Below are 20,503 nucleotides of genomic sequence, written 5' to 3'. Positions count from 1 at the left end.
TCCCGACAGGGAGCGTTTTTGTTTGCGCGGCCGTCATGCCGCGCCAAGGGCGGCCACGGTATCATCAAGGGTCCGCACGTTGTGACCATCCTACCTGTTCGAGTCTACTGATGCCCGCTGCCCAACTGCGCTTTGGCCTGGCCGCCAACCGTCTGCACCACGAAACCCCCGACGCCGCCCTGTTCACCTGGCTACGCGCGTGTTCGTCCACGATACGCGAGCTCGGCGTGCAGTTGCACACCGTTGGCCGCACGCATGACGCCATCGTGCGCGAAGGCATGCTGCAAGGCTATAGCGGCCTGGTTCGCTATCCCTACGGACGCGAAGGCGGGCTGATGAAGCTGGTGGCCCGTGTGACCGAAGGGCGGGATGGGCAGGCGCCCTTTGACGGGGCAATCTATCTGATCGACCCAGTGGATCCGTCGTCGATTTTTCCGGAAGCGCTGGCGTTGAAGCGGCAGTGCATCACCCACGGCCGTCCTTTCATTTCGACCTTGGCGGGCGCCATCGAATGGATGGAAGTCGAACGCCTGCACGCGGGACTGGCGCCGGATGCGTCCGTATCGCGCTTGTTCAATTTTTCTGGTCAGACCTTGGCCATGATTGCCCACGATGCGCTCAAGGACGAGATGGTGGCGTTCGCAAGCGAGCATTTCGATGTGCTGTCGCAATTTGCGCGTCGGGTTGCGACGGGTACCACGGGCGGGCGGCTGAATGACCTGGCCTGGTCGCGCGGGTGGCCGAAAGATAAGCCCTGGGTGCATCGCTACCTGAGCGGACCGCTGGGCGGTGATGCCCAGATCGCCGAGTTGGTGCTTGAACATCAATGCCAGCGTGTGATCTTCTTCGAAGACCCGCATGTTGCACGCCAACACGAGGCCGACATCCAATTGCTGGAGCGCGCCGTGCGCGTGGTGACGGAATCGGCAACCTGCGCGACGTCGCCCACCGTGGCGCGGCGCTGGGCGCAGGCCGTGGAAAAGCGCATGGGGCTGATCTAAAACGCTGATTACGCGAGTGAGCGGCCATTGATGATGATCCGGCCAACCCGATCGGCTACGGCGGTTGCCGACAGCGACAGCGGCAGTTTGGCCAGCGCGCTTGGTCTGATCTGGTGAAGCCCGATTGGTGCTCGGTCTGCACTCGATGATTGTCACGTGGACATCCGGCCAGTGTTGCAAGCTGAAGCAGGAGAACCGTCTTGACCTATCTACGCTACGACGTCCGCGACCGGGTCGCGGAAATTCATCTGTGCCACGCGCCAGTCAATGCGCTGGACGTGGACATGCTGGATGCGCTGATCGCCGCGCTTGAGCGCGCCAACGCCGACACGCAAGTGCGCGCGGTGCTGTTGGCCAGCGACTTGCCCGGCCGGTTCTGCGCCGGGCTGGACATGAAGAAGCTGCTGGCCAGTTCGCCGGTTCAAGTGCATGCGCTGCTGACCCGGCTGTACATCAAGCTTTACGATGCGCAGTTCAACCTGACCAAACCATCGATTTCAGTCGTGGCTGGCGCGGTGCGGGGCGGCGGGATGACGGTCGCCATTTCCAGCGACATGATCGTGGCCGCGGACACCGCGTCTTTCGGCTATCCAGAGATCGATGTTGGCGTGTTGCCGGCGATCCACTATGCCCATCTGCCTGCCATCGTGGGCAAGCACCGTGCGTTTGACCTGCTCTTCACCGGCAGGACATTCAGTGCGCAGGAAGCGCACGGCCTGGGGCTGGTGGCGCGCGTGGAAAACGAAGGGCAATTATTGGAACGCGCGCGACTGCTGGCGCAGTCCTTGGCGGGAAAACCGCCACAGGTGCTGGCGATGGGGCGACGCGCCTTTGTGTTCGCCAACGACAACGACTACCGCCGCAAACTTGCCACAGCGGTCGAGGTATTCTGCAACGCCGCCGCCACGCCTGACGCGGCCGAAGGCCTGGCGGCCTTTGTGAACAAGCGAGCGCCAGTCTGGAGCGATCCGCAGGGGTAGCTCGCGGTTGCGTTATTGCCCCTTGAACACCGGCGCGCGCTTTTCGCGGAACGCCTGCACCCCTTCGGCGAAGTCCACGCGCGTGGCCGAGTCCAAAAAGCGCGCCGTTTCGTTAGCCAACTGCGTTTCCAACGAGGCATGCTCGGCTGAGCGCAGCAGGTCTTTCGCGCCCGCGATGCCGTGGGGCGCGTGGCGCGCCAAATCCTCGGCATAGTGTTCCGCGGCCTGGGAAAATTCGCCAGCCGGTGCGCTGCGGGTGATGATGCCCCAGGCCAGCGCGTCGCGCGCGGTGAAGGCATCGTGCCGCAGCAGCAGCTCCAAGGCGCGCTTGGGGCCCAGCACGCGGGCCAGGCCGTGCGTCATACCGGCGTCGGGCGTGGCGCCCAGCTTCAGATATGCCGTCATGAAGCGGGTGTCGTCTTCGGCAATGGCCAGGTCGCATGCCAGCACCAGCGACAAGCCCGCGCCCGCCGCCACGCCGTGCACCTGCGCCAGCCATAGCTTGTTCATGCGGGCGATGCGCGCCACGAAATCGTTAAGCGGCGTGAACAGATTCTGCAAGGTGGCGCGGACCTGCGCGGGCTCGCCCGTAAACATGCTGATGTCGCCACCCGCGCAGAATGCCTTGCCCGCCGCGCACAGGCGCACGACGCGGATAGCGGGCTGCGTTTCGATCCACTGCGCGGCGCGTTGCAGGTCGCGCGCCATGGCAACATCGATGGCGTTGAGGGTGTCAGCGCGGTTCAGCGTCAGCGTGGCGATGGCGTCATCGGCAGTCAACAGCAGCGTCTGAAACGCCGGAAGTTCCTGGGTCATGGCTTGTCTCCGTTATCGGGTAAGTACCAACTGTCGATCCAAAAACCGCGATGCTATGGTCTGAACCGAGCGCTTGCTTGGTTTTGTTTTAAGCAGACCTAGCGTAACGCATAGTGCTACCGCATAGAACGATTTTCCAGCGCTGGATTGGCGTAGGTAAAGACAGGTTCGTTGCATCTCCTGCCTCGCGGGTTGCCGATTCATCGTTTAAAAAATGTCCGCCCAAGGCGGCAAAAAAACTTCGCGATCAATCAGCGAGGAGACAAATGGTGGATCAGTCCAAGCACGCTCCTTTACTGGAGGTGGATGGGGTTACCTTGGCGTTTGGCGGCGTCAAGGCGCTGACCGGCGTGGGGCTTAGCGTGGCGCCCGGCACGATCACCACGGTGATCGGCCCGAACGGCGCGGGCAAGACTTCGCTGTTCAACACCATTTCCGGCTTCTACAAACCGGCCACGGGCCACATCCGATTTGAAGGCCGGGACATCACCCGCGTAGCGGCGCCCGAGCGCGCCCGGCTGGGCCTGGCGCGCAGCTTCCAGAACATCGCGCTGTTTCGCGGCATGACGGTGCTGGACAACATCAAGCTGGGGCGGCACGCGCACCTGCGCACCAATGTGCTGGACGCCTTGTTCTACTTTGGCCGGGCTCGCCGCGAAGAGATGGCGCTGCGGGCCGACATCGAAGAACGCATCATCGACTTTCTTGAAATCGACCATATCCGTCACGCTCCGGTGGCGGCCTTGTCGTATGGCTTGCGCAAGCGCGTGGAGCTGGCGCGCGCGCTGGCAATGCAGCCCAAGGTGCTGATGCTGGACGAGCCCGTGGCCGGCATGAACCGCGAAGAAACGGACGACATGGCGCGCTTCATCCTGGATGCGCGATCTGAATGGGGCGTGACGGTGCTGATGGTGGAGCACGACATGGGCATGGTGATGGACCTGTCAGATCACGTCGTGGTGCTGAACTTCGGGCAGGTGATTGCGGACGGCACGCCCGCCCAGGTGCAAGCAAACCCGGAAGTCATCAAAGCCTATCTGGGCGCGGGCGATGTGGGCGACCTGCGCCGCCGCCTGCGGGAGGCCGCGTGATGGATGCGCTGTTCTTTGTGGAAGTGAGCCTGGCGGGTTTGGGCAGCGGCGGCCTGTACGCGTTGGCGGCTTTGGCTTTCGTGATCGTCTACAAGGCGACGCGGGTGGTGAACATCGCCATCGGCGAATTCCTGATGTTGGGCGCGTACGTGTTCTATGCCTTCGCAACCAGCATGGCGTGGCCGATATGGCTGGCTATCGTCGGCGCGGTGGTGGTGTCGGGGGCGTTGGGCGCGCTGGTCGAAAGGTTGACGATACGGCCAATGCTGGGCGAGGCCCCGATCTCTGTCTTCATGGTGACGGTGGGGCTGGCGTCGATTCTGGTGGGTGCGGTGGAACTGATCTGGACGGCCGATCAGCGCCGCCTGCCGGAGTTCATGCCGCGTTCGCCGGTGATTATCGGCGAGGCGTTCGTCGCGCCCAAGGTGTTCTACGGATTCTGGGTGGCGGTGGTATTGGCGCTGCTGGTGTTGGTGGTGTTTCGCTACTGGCGCGGCGGCGTGGCGCTGCGGGCGACGGCATCCGACCAGGGCGCGGCTTACGCAATGGGCATTAACGTGCCGCGCGTGTTCTCGCTGGCGTGGGTGGCTGCCGGCGCGTTGGCGGCCGTATCCGGCGTGATTGTGGGCGCCATCGGCGGCATCTCCTCGTCGATGGGCGTGTTTGGCCTGTCGGTGCTGGTGGTGGTGATCGTGGGCGGGCTGGACAGCGTGGCGGGTGCGCTGGTGGGTGGCGTGTTCATCGGTTTGCTGGAGGCTTGGGCGGGCGCTTACCTGGGTGGTGAATTCAAGCTGCTGGCCACTTTCATCGTACTGGTCGTGGTGTTGATGGTCAGGCCGTATGGCCTGTTCGGCACCCGTGAAATCGAGAGGCTTTGACCCATGCGCATCGCAACCGCGAAGCAAACTTACCTGGCTGACGAAGCCCTGTTCGATACGCGCACCCAGCATGTATGGCTGGCCTTGCTGGCGGCGTCGCTCGTGCTGTTTCCCTTCGTGGCGGACGCCTATTGGCTGTACCTGGCGTGTCTGGTCGCCATCAACATCGCCAGCGCCACGGGCTTGAACATCCTGACGGGCTACACCGGGTTGGTCAGCCTGGGGCAGGCGGCATTCATGGGGCTGGGCGCGTACACCGTGGCGGTGATGGAACTGCGGCTGGGCACGCCGGTGCTGGTCAACCTGTTGGGCGGCGGCGTGGTGGCGATGCTGGGCGGCTTGCTGGTGGGCATTCCGTCGCTACGCGTAAAGGGCTTGTACCTGGCAATTTCGACCATTGCCGCCTCGTTCATTGCGCACTTCATTTTTGCGAACTGGGAATTCACGGGCGGAACCAGCGGCTTGCAGGTGCCGCCCGCGCGCGTGCTGGGCGTGGACCTGGATACGTCCTTCAAGATCTATTGGCTGATCGTGCCGGTGACGGTGCTGATGGTGCTGGGCGCGGCGAATCTGTTTCGCACCCGCATCGGGCGCGCGTTCATCGCCATCCGCGACCGCGACATTTCGGCCGAAGTGCTGGGCATCCACTTGCTGCGCTACAAGCTGCTGTCGTTCGGCCTGTCGTCGTTCTATGCGGGTGTGGCTGGCGGGTTGTGGGCGTATTTCTTTCGCGTCGTCACGCCCGAGAGCTTTCCGCTGATCATGTCGATCTTCTTCCTGGCCGCCATCATCGTGGGCGGCATGGGCTCGATCCTGGGGGCCATTCTGGGCGCGGTGTTCATGACCATGGTGCCCGAACTGCTCAAGCTCATCGTGGGCTGGCTGCCCGTGGGCGGCGACGCGCTGCGCCTCGTGTCGCCCGTGCGCACCATTGTTTTCGGCCTGCTGATCGTGGGCTTTTTGATCTTCGAGCCGCATGGGCTCGCGGAAATCTGGCGGCGCGTGCGCCGCTTCTTCCACCTGTGGCCATTCCGGACCTGAACGCTGACTGGCCGATTGCAAAACGCATTGCAACACCTACAAGACCCAAGGAGACACATCATGAAGCGCATCCGGATAGGCAGCGGTTTATCGAAGTTGTTGGCCCCGTTGGGCCTGGCGGCGGCATTGGCGGCGGCGCCGGCAGCACAGGCGGCGGACGACCTCGTGCTGGGCGGGTCCATTCCCTTGAGCGGCGTGTTCGCCTTTGCCGGCCAGGGCATCCACGCCGGCATTTCCGACTATGTAAAGATCATCAACGAGCAAGGCGGCATCAAGGGCCGCAAGCTGCGCTACGTGCCGGAAGACACGGCCTACAAGGTGGATGCGTCGGTGGCGGCCTTCAAGAAAATTACCAGCCAGAACAAGGTGAATTTCTACTACGGCGATTCCACTGGCTTTTCAAAGACCATCAACGCGGAATTGAACCGCACCGGCGACATCCTGATGACCGGTGCGTCGTTCGCCACTGAACTGAATGACCCCGCCAAGTATCCGGCGCAGTTCATGCTGGGGCCGGACTACACCGAGATGTTCGGCATCTTGCTGCGCTACATCGCCAAGGAACAACCGGGCGCGAAAGTGGCGTTTGTATATTCCGACACCGAGTTTGGCCGCGACCCCATTGCCAGCTCGCGCGCCGTGGCGGAAAAGCTGGGGCTGAAAGTCGCCACCGAAATCATGACGCCGCCGGGTAGCGTGGATGTGTCGACCGAAGTGATCAAGCTGCGCCGGGCCGACCCGGACTTCACGATTTTCCACGGCTATGTGCTGGCGCCCATTCCGGAATTCGTCGGGCAGGGCAAGCGCATGGGCCTGAAGACCCGCTACATGGGCACGTTCTGGACCATGGACAACTCCACCGTGATGCAGATGGGTGAAGACGCCGAAGGCTTCATGGGCGTGATGCCTTATCGCTACTACTACGACACCGAGGGCGATGCGCCGATGTTGAAGAAGATCCGCGAAATGCGTCCGCAATACCAAAGCACCGGCTATATGCAGGGCTTCCTGGCGGCGATGCTGTTTTCGGAAGTGGCCAAGCGCACACTGGATGCCGGCAAGGAACTGACTAGCGCCAACATGAAGGCCGCGCTGGACGGCATCAAGGACTTCGACACGGGCGGTCTGATCGGCGTGCCGGTCACGATCAAGGGCAACTCCATTCCGGTGGGCCGCATCTATCGCGCCGATGTAAAGCAAAAGCAGATGGTGCCGGCGTCCGACTGGATCGTGCTGAAGTGAGGCGGCTGTGAACCTGGGACAAAGCGCGCAGTTGGCACAGACATCGGCATCGGCCAACACCGCCGCGCCTGCGGCGGTGTTGGACATCAACAATATCGAGGTCGTCTACAACAAGGCGGTGCAGGTGCTGCGCGGCTTGTCCCTGTCGGTGCCGGCCGGCAGCATCGTGGCGCTTCTGGGCAGCAACGGCGCCGGCAAATCCACCACCTTGAAGGCCGTGTCCGGTTTGCTGGACCTGGAGGACGGGGAACTGGTGCGCGGGCACATTGCCTTCAACGGCGATGACACCGCAGGCACCAAGCCGCAGAACCTGGTGCGCGCCGGCCTGGCGCACGTCATGGAGGGCCGCCGCGTGTTCGAAGACCTGACCGTGGAAGAAAATCTCGTGGCGGCCACCTACGCGCTGACGGGTCGGCCCGACGCGCGCGTGGACTTCGATCTGGTCTACGGCTATTTTCCGCGCCTGTTCGAACGGCGGCGCGGCTTGGCGGGCTACTTGTCCGGGGGCGAGCAACAGATGCTGGCCATCGGGCGCGCGCTGATCGCGCAGCCCCGGCTGATGCTGCTGGACGAGCCGTCGCTGGGCTTGTCGCCAATGCTGGTCGAGAACATCTTTTCCATCATCGCGCGCATCAACGCCGAGCAAGGCGTGTCAATGCTGCTGGTTGAGCAGAATGCGTCGGTGGCGCTGGCCGTGGCGCACTACGGCTACATCATGGAAACGGGCAAGGTGGTGATCGACGGTTCGGCCGACAAGCTGGCCGCCGACCCCGACGTGCGCGAGTTCTATCTGGGCGTGGGCGGCACGGGCGACGCGCGCGGCTTTCGCGACATCAAGCACTACAAGCGCCGCAAGCGCTGGCTGTCATGAAGGACAAGGCCATGGTTGCGTTGATTGACCCCGCCGTTTGGCCCGAACTGACCCTGCCGCAGATGCTGCGCGAGCAGGCGCGGCGGCAGCCCGAGGCCATAGCCATCCGGCAAAAAGACTTTGGCATCTGGAAGCCGCTGACCTGGGCGGGCTACTGGCAGCGGGCATGCCGCGTAGGGCTCGGCCTGCGCGCCCTGGGCTTGAGTGTGGGCGGCCGGGTTGCCATCGTGTCCGAGAACCGGGTGGAGTGGCTGCTGACCCAGTTGGGGGCGGGCACGGTAGGGGGCGTGGCCGTGGGCGTGTACCCCACCAGCCCGGCCGAAGAGATGGGCTATGTGCTGGAGCATGCCGACGTCGAGCTCGTGGTGTGTGAAGACCAGGAGCAGACCGACAAGGTGTTGCAGGTGGCGCACCGCTTGCCGCTGCTGCGCCGCATTGTGATGATCGAGACCAAGGGGCTGCGTTCCTATGCACCGGCCGAGCGCGAGCGCATCGTGACCTTTGCCGAGATCGAAGCTGATGGGGCACGCCGTGAGTCCGCGGAATTCGCGGCCTTGAACGCCGCGCTGGATACGCAGCGCCTGGATGAAACCGGCTTGATGATTTACACCTCCGGTTCCACCGGCAAGCCCAAGGGCGCGATGCTCAGCTACCGCAACATGCGGGGTGTGGCGCCGGGCATCGCCGACCGCTTGTCGATGGACGCGCACAGCGTGCATCTGTCGTATCTGCCGCTGTGCCATGTAGCCGAACAAATGCTGTCCACCTTTGTGCCGCTGTATCTGGGGTCGCAGGTGAACTTTGGCGAATCCATCCGCACGGTGCAGGAAGACCTGCGCGAAGTCGCGCCGACGATCTTCCTGGGCGTGCCGCGCATCTGGGAAAAGCTGCACGCATCGATTTCGATCAAGATGCAGGAAGCGGGGCGCTTGCAGCAGTGGCTGTACCGGCAGGCATTGGCGCGCTGCGCACCCTTTCTGGAAAAGTCGCCCGCGCAGTACAGCCCGGGCGAACGACTGACGCATGCGCTGTGGTACTGGCTGGTGCTGCGCGCCTTGCAGAACTTCATCGGCTTGCGGCGCGTGCGCGTCGCAATGACCGGCGCCGCGCCCATCCCGCCTGACGTGGTGCGCTATTTCCGCACCCTGGGCGTGCCACTGGTGGAAGTGTATGGCCTGACGGAATCGGCCGGCATGATCTTCGGCCAGCATCCCGACCGCGTGAAAGTAGGCACGGTGGGCGAACCGATTCTGGGCGTGGAGTGGAAGATGGGTGACGCCGGCGAACTGCTGGTGCGCGGCGACATGGTGTTCCAGGGCTATTACAAGAACGCGGACGCCACGGCGGATACGGTGCGTGATGGCTGGCTGCACACGGGCGACGTGGTGGCGGAACAGGACGGGCGCGTACGCATCGTGGACCGCCTGAAAGACATCATGATCACGGCGGGCGGCAAGAACCTGACGCCGTCCGAAATTGAAAACGCCGTCAAGGGCAGCCCGTATGTGAAGGAATGCATCGTCATTGCCGATGGCCGCAAGTTCGTGTCGGCGCTGATCCAGCTGGAGTTCGACACGGTGGGCAAGTGGGCCGAGTCGCGCCGCATTGCGTTCACGCATTTCCGGTCATTGGCCGAGTCGGCCGAGGTGCGTGAACTGGTTCAGCAGGAAGTGTCGCGCGCCAACGCGGGGCTTGCACCGGTGTCGCAGATCAAGCGCTTTCACCTGCTGACCAAGGAACTGGATCATGACGATGGCGAGGTGACGGCCACGATGAAAGTGCGCCGGGCCAGCATCTATCGCACCTACGCCAAGGAAATTGAAATGCTCTACGTTGAGGAGACGATGGCATGAACGAAGCCGTGATCGTGGAAGCGGTGCGCACGCCGTTCGGTCGGCGCGGCGGATGGTGGGCCGACACGCGGCCAGACACGCTGCTGGCGCAGACGGTGGACGGCTTGCTGGCGCGTGCCGGCTTGCCTGGTGAAAAGGTCGAGGACCTGATCGCGGGCTGCGTCAGCCAGGCGGGCGAGCAGGGCGCGAACGTGGGGCGCCTGGCGGCGATGCTGTCGACCCTGCCGGAAAGCGTGCCCGGCGTGACGCTGAACCGCATGTGTGGATCCAGCCAGCAGGCGGTGCACTTCGGCGCGCAAGCCATCGCGGCGGGCGATATGCGCTATGTGGTGGCGGGCGGCGTCGAAAGCATGAGCCGGGTGCCGATGTTCCTGGACGTGACCTTGGGGCAAAGCGAATTCAAGGGCTTTGAATCGCTGAACCCGGCGCTGCTGGAACGCCATGCCCTGATCCACCAGATTGAAAGCGCGGAGCGCATTGCCGAGCACTGGCGCTTGTCGCAGGCCGACATGGATGACTGGGCACGCGAAAGCCATGCGCGCGCCTGGGCCGCCGCGCGCGCCGGGTTGCACGCGGAATTGCTGCCTGGTCCGCAGGCCGCTGTGCATCGCGATGAAGGCATCCGCGAAACTACCGACCCGGCGCGCATGGCGGCCATGGCGCCGGCGATGCGGCCGGCGGGGCAGGGTGGTGTCACCGCTGCCAACGCCAGCCAATTGGCCGACGGCGCGGCGGCGGTATTGCTGGCCGACCACGACACGGCGCTGGCAGACGGGCTGCGGCCACGAGCCAGGTTCCTGGCGCGGGTGGCGGTCGGCTCAGACCCCGTGATGCAGTTGACGGGCGTGATCCCCGCCGCCCGCATGGCCTTGGCGCGTGCCGGCCTGGCGCTGGACGACATCGATTGGATCGAAATCAACGAGGCCTTCGCCAGCGTGGTGCTGGCCTGGCAGCGCGAGCTGGACGCCAAGCCGTCGCGCGTGAACCCGTGGGGCGGCGCGATTGCGCACGGCCATCCCTTGGGGGCGACCGGCGCGGGCTTGATGGCCAAGATGCTGGCCGGGCTTGAAGCCACCGAGGGCGAGATCGGCATGCAACTGATGTGCATCGGCCATGGCATGGCCACGGCGACCATCATCCAGAGACTGTGAAGCGCCATGAACAAGACCGTGGCCGCCGCGCCGCGCGATGAAGGCACGGAGTCGGAGCGCCGCCGCGAGCTGGTGCTGACGGCGGGCAGGCTGTTCTGCAAGCACGGCTACGAGCGCACCACCGTGCGCGAACTGGCCCGCGCCGTGGGCTTGCAGTCCGGCAGCCTGTTCCACCATTTCCGCAGCAAGGAAGAAATACTGGTGGCCGTCATGAACAACGGCATCCAGGAAGTGATCGACGGCGGCGAACGGGCGCTGGCGCACTACGACGCGCCGGCCGACCGCCTGGCGGCGCTGTTTCGCGTGCACATGTGGAGCATGCTGCAAGGGGCGGGCGGCGACGCCATGAACGCGCTGGTGTACGAATGGCGCAGCTTGTCCGCGCCCAGCCAGTCGGCGGTGAAGGCGCTAAGCGATCACTACGAGGCGATGTGGCAGTCGGTGGTGGCGGGGGCCGTGGATGCAGGCCTGATCAAGGGCGATGCGCGCGTCATCAAGCGCTGCGTGCTGGGGGCAATGAACCTGACGGTGCAGTGGTACAAGCCGGACGGGCGTCTGGCGCCGGCGGCTTTCATTGATGCGATGTTGTCGGCGTCGTTGCCGACACTGCCAGAAGGGGCGGGCGCGTGGCCGCTGTAGGGGGATGCTGACGCGTCGCCGATGATGTCGGCGCCGAGTGGGCCCACATCACCATCGCCTGATGCCGGCGCCTAGCCGCGACGCTTCAAGAATGCAGCCACGGCGCACGCCACGCCCAAGGCCAGCAGGCAAGCGGATACGGGCAGCAGGAAGTCGGCTTCGCCGTGATAGCCGCCGCCGGTGACGCCGCCGGCCACACCACCCATCCACAGCAGGGCCGTCAAGATCGCGGCCGCCACGGAGATCGCGGCGGCGATGCACAAGGCAATGAACACCGGCCGGCGCGGCCGCGCGGAGACATAGGGCGAAGCCGGCAGAACGCGGCGGGGTTGCTTGATCCAGTAGATCAGCCCCGCCGCGATCAGCAGCAGCATCAAGATCTTGAAGATCATGACGCGGCCTTGGCCAAGCAGCCTTTAGTCTTCACGACGCAGGTGCGGGAACAGGATGACGTCGCGAATGCTGGGGCTGTCGGTCAGCAGCATGACCAGGCGGTCGATGCCGATGCCGCAGCCGCCCGTCGGAGGCATGCCGTATTCCAGCGCGCGGATGTAGTCCGCGTCGTAGAACATGGCTTCTTCGTCGCCCGCGTCCTTGGCTTCCACTTGCGAGCGGAAGCGTTCGGCCTGGTCTTCGGGGTCGTTCAATTCCGAGAAGCCGTTGGCGATTTCGCGGCCCGTCATGAACAGCTCGAAGCGCTCGGTGATGCCTTCGCGCGTGTCGGAAGCGCGCGCCAGCGGCGACACTTCAACCGGGTAGTCGATGATATAGGTGGGGTTCCAGAGCTTGGCTTCGGCCGTCTCTTCGAACAGCGCCAGTTGCAGCGCGCCCAGGCCGGCGCGCGACAGCACGGGGCCGTCGGCATCCGCGCCCAGCTTCTTCAATTCGGCGCGCACGAAGGCGGGGTCGTCCAGTTGTTCCTGGGTGTAGCCCGGCGCGTACTTCAGGATGGCTTCGCAGATGGTCAGGCGGTCGAACGGCTTGGACAAGTCCAGCTCGCGTTCCTGATACGTCAGCACGGCGCTGCCGGTGGCCGAGACGGCCGCCTGGCGGATCAGTTCTTCCGTGAAGTCCATCAGCCAGCGGTATTCCGCAAAGGCCGCGTAGAACTCCATCATCGTGAATTCAGGGTTGTGACGCGGGCTGACGCCTTCGTTGCGGAAGTTGCGGTTGACTTCGAACACGCGCTCGAAGCCGCCGACGATCAGGCGCTTCAGGTAGAGCTCGGGCGCAATGCGCAGGTACATTTCCATGTCCAGCGCATTGTGGTGCGTGACGAAGGGCTTGGCCGCCGCGCCACCCGGAATCGGGTGCAGCATGGGCGTTTCGACTTCCAGGAAGCCGGCGTTCAGCATGAACTGGCGGATGCTGCCCACGGCCTTGCTGCGCGCTTCAAACGTGCGGCGCGTGGTGTCAGTCATGATCAGGTCAACGTAGCGCTGGCGGTAGCGCAGTTCCTGGTCGGCCACGCCGTGAAACTTGTCGGGCAGCGGGCGCAGCGACTTCGACAGCAGGCGGGCGGTGGCGGCATGCACCGACAGTTCGCCCTTGTTGGTCTTGAAGACCGACCCTTCGATCGCGATGATGTCGCCGATGTCCCATTGCTTGAACGCGGCGTAGTTGTCTTCGCCCAGCGTGCCACGGTCCAGGTAGATCTGGATGCGGCCGGTGCTGTCTTGCAGCGTGGCGAAGCTGGCCTTGCCCATGACGCGCTTGAGCATCATGCGGCCGGCGACCTTGACGGTGACGGCGGCGGCGGCCAGGGCTTCCTGTTCTTCGCCGTCGTACTTGTCGTGCAGCGCGGCGGCGCGGGCGTCCGGAACGAAATCGTTGGGGTACGCGACCCCGGTTTCGCGCAGTTTGGCCAGCTTGGCGCGCCGTTCGGCGATCAAGCGGTTTTCATCCTGGGCGGGTGCCGGAGTGGTCGAGTGGTCGGTCATGGTAAGGGGATCAGTCGTAATTGCGGATGTCGTCGATTTCGGTCGTGCCGAAATCTTCGCGATCCAGGTAGGCAAGGATGCGGGCGGCCACGTTGGCGGGCGAAGCGAGCTTGCCGGTGGCGTGGAAGTCCTGGAACTTGGCCAGCGCCGGGAAGCTGTCGGGGTCGCTGGAACGGATGGCGACCTGCATGTCGGTGTCGACGATGCCGGGGGCCAGCGCGACGATGCGCGCGCCGTCATCGCCTTGTTCCTGCTTGACCACGCGCGTATACATGTCCAGCGCGGCCTTGGTGGCGCAGTAGACGCCCCAGCCGGCGTTCGGGTTGCGGCCCGCGCCAGACGAGATGTTCAGCACGCGGCGGTCGGCCTTCAGGTCTTCGACGGCGGCCAAAAAGCGCGCGGTCAGCAGCATGACGGCGGTGACGTTCAGATTGAACGCGGCGGTAATGGCCGCGCTGTCGGTCAAGGCGTCGGTGCCGGCCACGGGGTGCACCGTGCCCGCATTGTTGATCAGCAGATAGCGCTTGGCATCGCGGGGCAGGGCCGAGCAGATGCGTTCGGCCGCGGTTTCCGCTGCCTTCAGGTCCGAGAGGTCCACGGACAGTTGTTCCAGTTGCACATCCTGCGACCGCGCGTAGGCGGCTAGTTCGGGGTCTTCGCGGCGCGCCAGCGTGATCAGGCGGGTGCCCGGTTTGAGCAGGCCGCGCGCCATGGCGGCGCCGATGCCGCGCGAAGCGCCGGTAAGGATTGCGATGGTGTCAGACATTCGTGGACCTCTGGGTGCGGTTAGCGGAAGTACTGCGACAAACTTAAACGCCTTGCTTCAGGCTGGCCTGGATGAAGGGATCCAGGTCGCCGTCCAGCACTTTTTGCGTGTTGGAGATTTCAACGTTCGTGCGCAGGTCCTTGATGCGGCTCTGGTCCAGCACGTAGGAACGGATCTGGTGGCCCCAACCCACATCGGTCTTGGAGTCTTCCAGCTTCTGCTGTTCGGCCATGCGGTTGCGCATTTCCAGTTCGTAGAGCTTGGACTTCAGCATCTGCATGGCTTCGGCGCGGTTGCGGTGCTGCGAACGGTCGTTCTGGCACTGCACCACGATGCCCGTGGGGATGTGGGTCAGGCGCACGGCGGAATCGGTCTTGTTGATGTGCTGACCGCCCGCGCCGGACGCGCGGTAGGTGTCCACGCGCAGGTCGGCGGGGTTCACTTCAACTTCGAATGATTCGTCGACTTCCGGGTACACGAACACGCTGGCAAACGACGTGTGGCGGCCGCCGGAGGAATCGAACGGGCTTTTGCGGACCAGGCGATGCACGCCGGTTTCGGTGCGCAGGTAGCCAAAGGCGTATTCGCCTTCCATCTTGATGGTGGCCGACTTGATGCCCGCGACGTCCCCTTCGGATTCTTCCAGGACTTCGACCTTGAAGCCCTTGCGCTCGGCGTACTTGAGGTACTGACGCAGCAGCATCGAGGCCCAGTCCTGCGCTTCCGTGCCGCCCGCGCCCGCCTGGATGTCCAGGAAGCAGTTCAGCGGGTCGGCCGGATTGGAGAACATGCGGCGGAATTCCAGGTTTTCGAGCTTTTCCTGGAATGCGTCGGCGTCTTTTTCGATGGATTCAAGGGTGGAATCGTCGTCGTCGGCCTCGGCCAGTTCGAACAATTCATTGGCGTCGGCCAGGCCCGTGCCAAGACCGGTGAGCGTTTCCACCACGTCTTCCAGGGCTTTCTTTTCACGGCCCAGGTCCTGGGCGTGCTTGGGGTCGTTCCAGACCGCCGGGTCTTCAAGCTCAGCGTTTACAACGTGCAGGCGTTCAGCTTTGGCATCGTAGTCAAAGATACCTCCGTAGAGCCTGTTCGCGCTCCGCATAATCGGCGAGGCGGGCTGCGAGCTGGTTCTGACGTTCGGCTTCCATGATGATTCCTGATGACTTTTGTGCGAAACCTGGCATTTTACCGTGGATGAGGCAATAGCGCGGGCGGGTGTTGTAAGACGGGGGGACGGATGGGATAGAGCGGGCGCGCTGATCGTAGGATGGGTGAAGCGCGGGAAGGCGTTGGCAAGAATTCAGGTGCGGGACGCGCGTAACCCATCAGCCGGCCGCCACCGTATAGATACGGCCCATGAGAATTCGGCGTTGTTTGATGGGTTGCGCGCGTTCTACACCTGCGTTCTTGCGCGGACTTTGCCGCGCTTCACCCATCCTACGGATGTGAATTTGTGTTCTACCCCGCGTGTTCGATCACCAACTGTACCGACACCATCCCGTTCCACACGTTCTGCTCCAGCCGGTACGCGGCCTGTATGTGTTCCGGCAACGATTGGTCGTGGCCGAACCAGATGGCGTCAAAGCGCTGATGCCCGCGTTCCAATGACAGCTTCAAATGCTTTTCACCAACCAAACGCTGGTTGCGCACGGTGAATTCGTCCAGGAACAAGGGAGCGGCAAAGCCGGCGCCCCAGACCTGTTGCTGCAGCATGCCCGCGACTTCGGCGTTGGCGTAGCCCGACTCCAAAGACCCGTCGGTTTCGATGACGGGCTCAAACGTGTCGCGGCCGGTCAGCTCACGCACCGCCGCGTCGAATGCGGGGGCGAAGGCGGGGAAGTCGGCGCGGCCCAGCGTCAGGCCGGCGGCCATGGCGTGGCCGCCGAACTTGCGGATCAGGTTGGGGTGGCGCTTGGACACGAGGTCCAGCGCGTCGCGCAGGTGCACGTCGGGAATCGAACGGCCCGACCCCCGGATCTCGTCGTCGCCCGCGGGGGCGAACGCCAGGGTGGGGCGCCAGAATTTTTCTTTCAGGCGCGAGGCCACCAGGCCCACCACGCCCTGGTGCCAACCGGGGTCGAACACGCAGACCGTGGCGCCCGCCGCCGCGTTGGGTTCTTCCATGGCGGCCAGCGCCTGCTCGCGCATTTCGGCTTCGATGGTGCGGCGTTCGCGGTTGATGTTGTCAAGCTCTCGCGCCATTTCCAGCGCCTGGGCTTCGTCGTCGGTGGTCAGGCAGGCAATGCCCAGGCTCATGTCGGCCAGACGGCCCGCCGCGTTGATGCGCGGGCCTAGCGCAAAGCCCAGGTCGAAACCATTGGCGCTGCGCGGCTCGCGGCCGGCCACGGCGAACAGCGCGCGCAGGCCCGGTTGCAGGCGGCCGCTGCGCATGCGTTGCAGGCCTTGCGTGACCAGCAGGCGGTTGTTGGCGTCCAGCTTGACCACGTCGGCCACGGTGCCCAAGGCCACCAGATCTGACAGCGTATCCAGGCGCGGGCCGCCATCGGCCGGGTAGACGCCACGGCGGCGCAGTTCGGCGCGCAAGGCCAGCATCATGTAGAAGATCACGCCCACGCCCGCCAGGTTCTTGGACGGGAAACCGCAGCCGGGTTGGTTCGGGTTCACGATGGCCAGCGCGTCGGGCAAGGTGTCGCCCGGCAAGTGGTGGTCGGTGATGACCACGCCGATGCCGGCGTCGTTGGCGGCGGCCACGCCGTCGACGCTGGCGATGCCGTTGTCCACGGTGATGATGATGTCGGGCTTGCCGCTGCGGTGGCGCACGGCCAGGTCCACCACGGCGGGCGACAGGCCATAGCCGGTTTCAAAGCGGTTCGGCACCAGGAAGTCAACGTCGGCGCCCATGGCGGACAGGGCGCGCAGGCCGACCGCGCAGGCGGTGGCGCCGTCGCAATCGTAGTCGGCCACGATCAAGAGCTTCTTGCCGGCCTGGATGGCATCGGCCAGCACGCCGGCGGCGTGCGCGGAATGGGTCAGGCCGGCGGGCGGCAGCAACGACGGCCAGGCCAGCTTGGTTTGATCAGGGTGCGTGACGCCGCGCGCGGCCCACAGGCGGGCCAGCAGCGGATGGATGCCGGACGCTTCCAGGATGCGGCAGGCTTCCAGGGCGGCGGGTCGGGTCGTTAAGCGGGGTGAGACCACCAGGCGCTCCAGTTTTTCTTGGGCGCGGGCAGCAAGCCTAGCAGGCCCCCGCGCGGTTTCAGGGTCAGCGCGGCTTGGCGGTCGTCGCCCAGCAGCAGCAGTTCGGTGGGGGCGGCGGGCAGGCCATGCTTGCCGGCCAGCGGGCGCAGGTGCTGCGCATCCAGTTCGGCCAAGGCGTCCAGCCAGCCGGACCAGTCGCCCGTCCGTTGCGGGGTGTCCAGCCCGGTCAGCACGTATTCCGCACTGGCAGGCGCGGCCGTCCAGGGTGTGCCGCCGCCGTACAGCCACAAGGCATTGACCGGGGGCAGGCCGCGCGCGGCGCGCTCGTCGTTGACGGGGTGTTCGTGCCACGCCATCTGGATTTCATTGAGCAGCCGGCGCCAGGGCCGGGTTTCGGCGTCTTGGCGCCACCATTCGTTCAGACGGTGGCCGGCCACTACCTGCGGCGACGCGGTCTGCGGACGCAAGCCCTCGGGCAGCGTCAAGCGCCAGCGTTGGGGTGACAGCGCGTGGACGGCGAAGCCCGTGCCGTCAAACAGCGGGCGCGCCGTGTCCAGCAGGGCGTCGGATTCCTGCGCGCGCAAATCCATTTGCGCCGGGTCCAGCAGGTTGGCCTGATCGGCCCCCAATGCCAGGTGGACCAACTCGGCCAGCCAAACGGCCTGGCCGGCAGGGGCTTGGTCCCCCGCCAGCAGGGGCCCCAGCCCCGCGCCTTGCAGCAGGCCGGGTTCGGCCTGGTAGCCCGCGCGGTTCAGTTGCCAGGATTCAAATGCGGTACAGCCGTGGGCGCGCATATCAAACGGCGTGGCGCGGGCGGTGCCGGCCTGCAACCAGTGGTGCAGCGTGGGGGCGCGCTCGGGCAGCAGTTTGGCCAGTTCGGCGGCAACGGGAAGGGCGGGCAGGGCGCCCGGAATGACGATCAGCATGGCGGGGATTGTAGTCTGGCAAGGCGGCGGGAACTAAGCGGCGTTGGCACCTGCCATAGCTTGACACGGCTGGTCGTGGAACCGCACATCCGCGGCGCGATTTCCAGGCCGTTAATGCCATAATGCGCACGTGCTAAAAATACCCTACGAACTCTGGATAGGCGCCCGCTATGCCGGGATGGCCCGAATCCGCCAGCGACGCGGGCGCCGCGATCGCTTCATCTCCTTCATCGCCGCCAGTTCCATGGCGGGCATCGCGCTGGGCGTTGCCGCCCTGATCGTGGTGCTGTCCGTGATGAACGGCTTTCAAAAAGAAGTGCGCGACCGCATGTTGTCGGTGCTGCCGCACATCGAACTCTATATCCCCGGCGCCTTGCCCGAGCGGGTGCTTGAGCAGTGGCAGCAGTTTGCCACCGCCGCCGAGCAGAACCCCGAGGTCAAGGCCGGCGCGCCCTTCGTGGCGGCGCAGGGCATGCTGGTACGCGGCCAGGCGCTGCGGGGTGTGCAGGTACGGGGCATCGACCCGGCCACCGAAGGCAACGTGTCTGACCTGCCGCGCCAGATGGTATCGGGCAAGCTGACCGACCTGAAAGCCGGCGGCTTCGGCGTGGTGCTGGGCAATGAGCTGGCCGATGGCCTGGGCGTCAAAGTGGGCGACACGCTGCTGATGATGGCGCCGCAGGGCTCGATCAGCCCGGCCGGTTTCGCGCCGCGCATGCGCCAGTTCACCGTGGTGGGCGTGTTCTCGTCGGGCCACTATGAATACGATTCGTCGCTGGCGTTCGTGGACAACCAGGACGCCGCGCGCGTGTTCCGCGAAAGCGGCACGGCGGGCGTGCGGCTGCGCATTGCCGACATGCAGAAAGCGCCCGAAGTGGCGGTCGAACTGAAGAAGGTCTTGCCGCCCTACGTGATGGCCAGCGACTGGTCGCGCAACAACCGCACCTGGTTTGCTGCCGTGCAGACCGAAAAGCGCATGATGTTCCTGATCCTGGCCTTGATCGTCGCCGTGGCCGCGTTCAACCTGCTGTCGTCCTTGGTGATGGCCGTGAAGGACAAGCAGTCGGACATCGCCATCCTGCGCACGCTGGGCGCGGGGCCGGGCGAAGTGGCCCGCATCTTCCTGGTGCAGGGCGCCTTGATCGGCGTCATCGGCACCTTGCTGGGCGTGGTGGGCGGCATTGCCATTGCCTACAACGTGGACGTGATCGTGCCGTTCATCGAGCGCCTGCTGGGCGTGCATTTCCTGCCGCGCGAAGTCTATTTCATCAGTGCGTTGCCGTCGGACCCGCAAATGGGCGACATCGTCACCATCGGCCTGACGTCCTTGGTGCTGTCGCTGCTGGCCACGCTGTATCCCAGTTGGCGCGCTTCGCGCCTGCAACCGGCACAGGTGCTGCGCCATGATTAAGATTCCCAACGCAGACGCCCTGACCCCCGCGCTGCAAGCCGAAAATATCGTCAAGTTCTACGACGATGGCGCTGCCCGCATTGATGTGCTGAGCGATGTCAGCCTGACGGTGGCGCGCGGCGAGATGGTCGCCATCGTGGGCGCGTCGGGCTCGGGCAAGAGCACCTTGTTGCACATTCTTGGCCTGCTGGACGTGCCCAACAGCGGCTCGGTGTCGGTGGACGGCAAATTGGCCGTGGGCTTGTCCGAAGCCAAGAAGAGCGCGGTGCGCAACAGCAGCCTGGGCTTTGTGTACCAGTTTCACCATCTGCTGCCGGAATTTTCGGCGCTGGATAACGTGGCGATGCCGCTGATCGTGCGTCGCGAAAGCCGCGACAAGGCCCGCGAGGCTGCGCGCGAGGTGCTGGCGCTGGTGGGCCTGGCCGCGCGCGAAGACCATTTTCCGGGTCAGTTGTCGGGCGGAGAACGCCAGCGGGTCGCCTTGGCGCGCGCGCTGGTGACGCGCCCGGTGTGTGTGCTGGCCGATGAGCCCACCGGCAACCTGGACCGCAACACGGCGCACAAGATGTTTGAGCTGCTGACCCGCGTGAACCAGGAATCGGGTACGGCGTTCGCCATCGTTACGCACGACCCCGAACTGGCTGCCCGCGCCGACCGCCAATTGTTGATGGAAAGCGGCAGGCTGGTGTCGGGGTAAGCCGGGCAGGGGTGCATAATTCCGCCAAGGAGGCCATGCCC

At 65.0% G+C, this 20,503-nt stretch carries 19 protein-coding genes; 12 read left to right on the top strand and 7 right to left on the bottom strand.

Annotation, left to right across the window (positions count from 1 at the left end; all coding sequences use genetic code 11):
- The first annotated feature begins 110 nt into the window (after positions 1 to 110).
- Positions 111 to 1,001: a methylglyoxal synthase gene (locus ELS24_RS18300; RefSeq protein ID WP_050445298.1), complete on the top strand. Its 891-nt coding sequence runs from the start codon at positions 111 to 113 to the stop codon at positions 999 to 1,001.
- Positions 1,002 to 1,201: 200 nt separating this feature from the next.
- The gene (locus tag ELS24_RS18295; RefSeq protein ID WP_127184967.1) at positions 1,202 to 1,981 is read left to right on the top strand and encodes an enoyl-CoA hydratase/isomerase family protein; all 780 of its coding nucleotides are present in this window, start codon (positions 1,202 to 1,204) and stop codon (positions 1,979 to 1,981) included.
- Between the two features lie 12 nt (positions 1,982 to 1,993).
- Here the strand turns inward: ELS24_RS18295 and ELS24_RS18290 are convergent, their stop codons facing one another.
- Positions 1,994 to 2,797 carry an enoyl-CoA hydratase/isomerase family protein gene (locus tag ELS24_RS18290; protein WP_127184966.1) on the bottom strand — a complete coding sequence of 268 codons (804 nt, stop codon included), beginning with the start codon at positions 2,795 to 2,797 and terminating at the stop codon, positions 1,994 to 1,996.
- A 266-nt stretch (positions 2,798 to 3,063) separates the two neighbouring features.
- On the opposite strand from ELS24_RS18290, the gene ELS24_RS18285 reads away from it, so the two are divergent.
- The 8 genes from ELS24_RS18285 (at position 3,064) to ELS24_RS18250 (ending at position 11,563) form a co-directional block, all read left to right on the top strand.
- Complete coding sequence (locus ELS24_RS18285; RefSeq protein WP_050445301.1) at positions 3,064 to 3,888, top strand: ABC transporter ATP-binding protein; 825 nt, start codon at positions 3,064 to 3,066, stop codon at positions 3,886 to 3,888.
- Positions 3,888 to 4,766, top strand: a complete 879-nt coding sequence (locus ELS24_RS18280) for a branched-chain amino acid ABC transporter permease (RefSeq protein WP_127184965.1) — start codon at positions 3,888 to 3,890, stop codon at positions 4,764 to 4,766. The genes ELS24_RS18285 and ELS24_RS18280 overlap by 1 nt, the downstream gene beginning before the upstream one ends.
- A gap of 3 nt (positions 4,767 to 4,769) precedes the next feature.
- Entirely contained in the window at positions 4,770 to 5,807 is a 1,038-nt protein-coding gene (locus tag ELS24_RS18275; RefSeq protein WP_100856268.1) for a branched-chain amino acid ABC transporter permease, read from the top strand.
- A gap of 60 nt (positions 5,808 to 5,867) precedes the next feature.
- Positions 5,868 to 7,049, top strand: coding sequence for an ABC transporter substrate-binding protein (locus ELS24_RS18270; RefSeq protein ID WP_050445304.1), 1,182 nt, complete (start codon positions 5,868 to 5,870; stop codon positions 7,047 to 7,049).
- 76 nt (positions 7,050 to 7,125) lie between these two features.
- Positions 7,126 to 7,920, top strand: a complete 795-nt coding sequence (locus ELS24_RS18265; protein ID WP_050445398.1) for an ABC transporter ATP-binding protein — start codon at positions 7,126 to 7,128, stop codon at positions 7,918 to 7,920.
- Between the two features lie 11 nt (positions 7,921 to 7,931).
- Positions 7,932 to 9,773: an AMP-dependent synthetase/ligase gene (locus ELS24_RS18260; protein WP_417219198.1), complete on the top strand. Its 1,842-nt coding sequence runs from the start codon at positions 7,932 to 7,934 to the stop codon at positions 9,771 to 9,773.
- Positions 9,770 to 10,924 (top strand): thiolase family protein, encoded by a 1,155-nt coding sequence (locus ELS24_RS18255; RefSeq protein ID WP_127184963.1) that lies wholly within the window; start codon positions 9,770 to 9,772, stop codon positions 10,922 to 10,924. The genes ELS24_RS18260 and ELS24_RS18255 overlap by 4 nt, the downstream gene beginning before the upstream one ends.
- Before the next feature lie 6 nt (positions 10,925 to 10,930).
- On the top strand, positions 10,931 to 11,563 hold the full coding sequence (locus ELS24_RS18250; RefSeq protein ID WP_127184962.1) for a TetR/AcrR family transcriptional regulator: 633 nt from the start codon (positions 10,931 to 10,933) through the stop codon (positions 11,561 to 11,563).
- Between the two features lie 71 nt (positions 11,564 to 11,634).
- Here ELS24_RS18250 and ELS24_RS18245 read toward each other — a convergent pair whose 3' ends face one another.
- The 6 genes from ELS24_RS18245 to ELS24_RS18220 all read right to left on the bottom strand — a co-directional run bounded on the left by ELS24_RS18245 (position 11,635) and on the right by ELS24_RS18220 (position 18,354).
- Positions 11,635 to 11,955, bottom strand: coding sequence for a hypothetical protein (locus ELS24_RS18245; protein WP_050445307.1), 321 nt, complete (start codon positions 11,953 to 11,955; stop codon positions 11,635 to 11,637).
- Between the two features lie 24 nt (positions 11,956 to 11,979).
- Positions 11,980 to 13,503 carry a lysine--tRNA ligase gene (lysS, locus tag ELS24_RS18240; RefSeq protein WP_127184961.1) on the bottom strand — a complete coding sequence of 508 codons (1,524 nt, stop codon included), beginning with the start codon at positions 13,501 to 13,503 and terminating at the stop codon, positions 11,980 to 11,982.
- Positions 13,504 to 13,513: 10 nt separating this feature from the next.
- Positions 13,514 to 14,269 carry an SDR family oxidoreductase gene (locus tag ELS24_RS18235; RefSeq protein WP_127184960.1) on the bottom strand — a complete coding sequence of 252 codons (756 nt, stop codon included), beginning with the start codon at positions 14,267 to 14,269 and terminating at the stop codon, positions 13,514 to 13,516.
- Between the two features lie 43 nt (positions 14,270 to 14,312).
- Positions 14,313 to 15,417 (bottom strand): peptide chain release factor 2 gene (prfB, locus tag ELS24_RS18230; RefSeq protein WP_100856261.1). Its coding sequence is split into 2 segments (ribosomal slippage): positions 14,313 to 15,335 and positions 15,337 to 15,417, totalling 1,104 coding nucleotides; the frame shifts between segments, so codons are not numbered across the junction.
- 310 nt (positions 15,418 to 15,727) lie between these two features.
- Positions 15,728 to 17,428 carry a single-stranded-DNA-specific exonuclease RecJ gene (recJ, locus tag ELS24_RS18225; RefSeq protein ID WP_127184959.1) on the bottom strand — a complete coding sequence of 567 codons (1,701 nt, stop codon included), beginning with the start codon at positions 17,426 to 17,428 and terminating at the stop codon, positions 15,728 to 15,730.
- Positions 17,410 to 18,354: a hypothetical protein gene (locus ELS24_RS18220; RefSeq protein ID WP_127184958.1), complete on the bottom strand. Its 945-nt coding sequence runs from the start codon at positions 18,352 to 18,354 to the stop codon at positions 17,410 to 17,412. Before ELS24_RS18220 ends, recJ begins: the two co-directional genes overlap by 19 nt.
- A 178-nt stretch (positions 18,355 to 18,532) precedes the next feature.
- Between ELS24_RS18220 and ELS24_RS18215 the strand changes: the two genes are divergently transcribed.
- Together ELS24_RS18215 and ELS24_RS18210 are read left to right on the top strand one after the other, a co-directional pair.
- Positions 18,533 to 19,765 carry a lipoprotein-releasing ABC transporter permease subunit gene (locus tag ELS24_RS18215; RefSeq protein WP_050445312.1) on the top strand — a complete coding sequence of 411 codons (1,233 nt, stop codon included), beginning with the start codon at positions 18,533 to 18,535 and terminating at the stop codon, positions 19,763 to 19,765.
- Entirely contained in the window at positions 19,758 to 20,462 is a 705-nt protein-coding gene (locus ELS24_RS18210) for an ABC transporter ATP-binding protein (protein ID WP_127184957.1), read from the top strand. The genes ELS24_RS18215 and ELS24_RS18210 overlap by 8 nt, the downstream gene beginning before the upstream one ends.
- Positions 20,463 to 20,503 lie beyond the last annotated feature (41 nt).

Source organism: Achromobacter spanius (genome assembly GCF_003994415.1).
Classification (GTDB): Bacteria; Pseudomonadota; Gammaproteobacteria; order Burkholderiales; family Burkholderiaceae_B; genus Achromobacter; species Achromobacter spanius_C.
This window is presented reverse-complemented; position numbering and strand designations above follow the sequence as displayed.